This is a genomic window from Vibrio sp. YT-17 (genome assembly GCF_033337375.1).
Taxonomy (GTDB): Bacteria; Pseudomonadota; Gammaproteobacteria; order Enterobacterales; family Vibrionaceae; genus Vibrio; species Vibrio alginolyticus.
Genome location: NZ_JAWOQP010000054.1, coordinates 1 through 2,832 on the forward strand (window position 1 = coordinate 1; position 2,832 = coordinate 2,832).

General features: G+C 40.0%; 4 protein-coding genes. All 4 read right to left on the reverse strand.

What is annotated here, in order from left to right:
* Nucleotides 1-186: 186 nt before the first annotated feature.
* Nucleotides 187-828, reverse strand: coding sequence for a hypothetical protein (locus R7F67_RS23730; RefSeq protein WP_053317233.1), 642 nt, complete (start codon nucleotides 826-828; stop codon nucleotides 187-189).
* 145 nt (nucleotides 829-973) lie between these two features.
* Entirely contained in the window at nucleotides 974-1,279 is a 306-nt protein-coding gene (locus tag R7F67_RS23735) for a hypothetical protein (protein WP_258626361.1), read from the reverse strand.
* Between the two features lie 3 nt (nucleotides 1,280-1,282).
* Nucleotides 1,283-1,654, reverse strand: a complete 372-nt coding sequence (locus R7F67_RS23740; RefSeq protein ID WP_138941958.1) for a YcgL domain-containing protein — start codon at nucleotides 1,652-1,654, stop codon at nucleotides 1,283-1,285.
* Nucleotides 1,655-2,415: 761 nt separating this feature from the next.
* A complete protein-coding gene (locus tag R7F67_RS23745; protein ID WP_038217934.1) occupies nucleotides 2,416-2,739 on the reverse strand; it encodes a DUF6572 domain-containing protein in 324 nt (107 codons plus the stop codon).
* Between the last annotated feature and the right edge of the window lie 93 nt (nucleotides 2,740-2,832).

Sequence of the window (2,832 nt, forward strand, 5' to 3'; positions counted from 1 at the left end):
AATTTATAGTATTCTCTTCAAAAGCCAATGACGTATCCTCTTTGTGTGTTGTGAATTATAAAAAACGTATAACGCCCTGTTAAGGTGTGAGCAACGCAATACCAATGCCGCCGCATATCACCTTAATCACTTAAACCAACGCATAGTAAAAATGCCACGCGTTGCGAATCACTCTTAAACAGTTTGTTAGGCTTTGCCGCGCCATCGCTTTTTCCAATTCTCAAAATCTATCGTATCAGTGCTTGAAGATAATGTGCAGACTGTTTCTTCGATCATATTCTCCAGATCTTGAATAACACCACCGCCTGCCATCACGTGAACAATGGAGCCTCCAGTACCAGCCCCATCAGGTTCTAGGTTTGATCTGTGAAACGAGAACCGACTTTGTGTGTAATCAGAAATGTAAGCGCGTGGCTCTTTACCGTCAAAGTGTAACGGTGGGAAAAATTCAGCAAGAGAAACCCAGTAATCTTGCAACGAATGGATTAGATCGTAACTACCTTGCCGCATGTTTGCTGTAATTCCACTGTCCCATAACTCTTGTGAGCTTTGCTCTACAGCTTTCTTTAGGTTGGGAAGATTATTGATAAAGTGACATTGATGAGGCTGATCAAGATAGCGCCTAGCATAGGATGTAGTTTGCGGAACCATATCAACTTGTTTGTTGCTCACTTTGCGTCTTGCTACCTCTAACATGGGTAAAAGAAAGCTCAGAAACACAAGAATAGGTTCATAGTTTGCGTCAGGTTGCTTTATCCAGAAAGCGCCAATAATTAGAGCAACGATTAGCAATACTATTTCACTAGCCGTAATAAATACCTTTATCAAAGTTACCTCCATTTTCTAGAAAGAAGCCTAACGCCCTGTTAAGGTGTGAGCAACGCAATACAAAAGCCGCCGCATACCACCTTAATCACTTAAACCAACGCATAGCAAAAATGCCACGCGTTGCGAATCACTCTTAAACAGATTGTTATGTTGTTGCTTTAAATTTGTCTTTCACTGTTAGCGCTGCGACATAAAGAAGGGCAATACCTGCAAAAGCAATGTAAACATTTGAGTCAGATATCTTTGAGACAATTGATTGATCGAACGCTGCATAAATGAGTAGCAAACCAGAGGGAGCAGAGCTACCTGCGGTGCCAACAACAAAAATATCGATGAATTCGATTTTCTTCTTTTGATACGCTTTACAGCAAATAAAAAGAAGCACAGCTAAAAGGGCAAAACAAATCGGACCAAGCTTGATAAACTGATCGACAGCTGGGAGATAGTTCACGACCTACTTCTCCTTACTGTTTGATGCTACAAGTATGCCTGCAACTAGACCCGCAATCGCACTGACTACTGGAGTTAATCCTAAACTCGCAGCAAGTATCCCAGCACCAATACCTGCACCAAATGAAGAAGTAGTATTGTTCTTTGAGGCTACCAAAGAGGAAAAGTAGCCATTCTCTTTAATTTTATCAATCACTTCATTTGCCGTAGTTCCTACTAATGTAGTACTTGGAGACAAATTCATATGTCTAACCAATGCCCATTTGGTTAAATCAGCATATACAGACTTAGGGACTGTAGTATCTATAGGTGTACCACTTTTAACGATAATCAAATGTGGCTCTTCACCCATCATTTGGTAAATGTCTACTTTCACCCGAAAACCATTCTTCTAATTAATAACTGATTTGTATTCTACCCGTTGATATGCACACAGACAACAATGCAACATAACGCCTTGTTAAGGTGTGAGGCACGCAATACCTAAGCTCCCGCATAACACCTTAACCACTAAAATCAACGCATAGTAAAAATGCCACGCGTGCCGAATCACTCTTGAACAATTTGTTATGTTTATTACCACCCGCCAGTACGTTACCGTAAATGAGCAGAACAGTTTTACCGGCTAAAAACTTAGCTTTTACCTGCTGCTAAAAAAGCAGAAAATCCCATAAAAACAAAGGATATGAAGAGTGACACCATAGAATATCGAATGACAGTAAACAACCAAGAGCTACTTTCAGGATACTTCGAGATATTTTCGCTACTTCTTACGTAATTAAAGAGAAGCGCACTAGAAAAAGGAACAAACAAAAAGTAGATCGCTTTATATCTACTCGGGTCTATTCTTTTCATCTGCAATCCGAGGGAAATACTACTCCCAAGGAGCACTATCATTGAAGATATGAGCACTAGAAAAGCCGCAAATGCTAGTAACGAATACACATCCATGAACTCTCTTTTCCCACAATAAGCATCTGAATATTAACTATAGTTTTCTACACGCGACTAAGAAACATAACGCCGCGTTAAGTGGTGAACAACGCCAGTCGCCAAACCTAAACCATTGCATCTTAGACACTTAACCTGACTTGAATTGAAATCGCCAAGCGTTGTGAATCCGCCTTGAACGCCTTGTTAGTTGTAAGTCCCCAACTCGTGCGTAAGACTAAAACCTGCATCACTTACTACTTCTGAAACCAATGAAACGAATTTTTCAGCTTCGCGGTTTGGCTGATACTTTGAAACAATCCTAATTTCAAAAAGCTTGCCCTTTGCTATTGGGTATTGTTCAAATATTTCTCCAGATTCAATAAATGATAAATACAGATTTAATTTGTCTTGCAGCAGTAATAGCTTTTCATTTTGATCATCCCACTCTAAATGATCGGATATAACCAAAATTACTTTTTCATTGTCATGTGCAATAACATCTACTTTATCAAGCTGCTCAATCGTCATATTTTGCCCTTTGCAACTAACGCCTTGCTAAGGTGTGAGTAACGCAATACAAAAGCTACCGCACAGCGCCTTAATCACCATAAGCCACCGCAT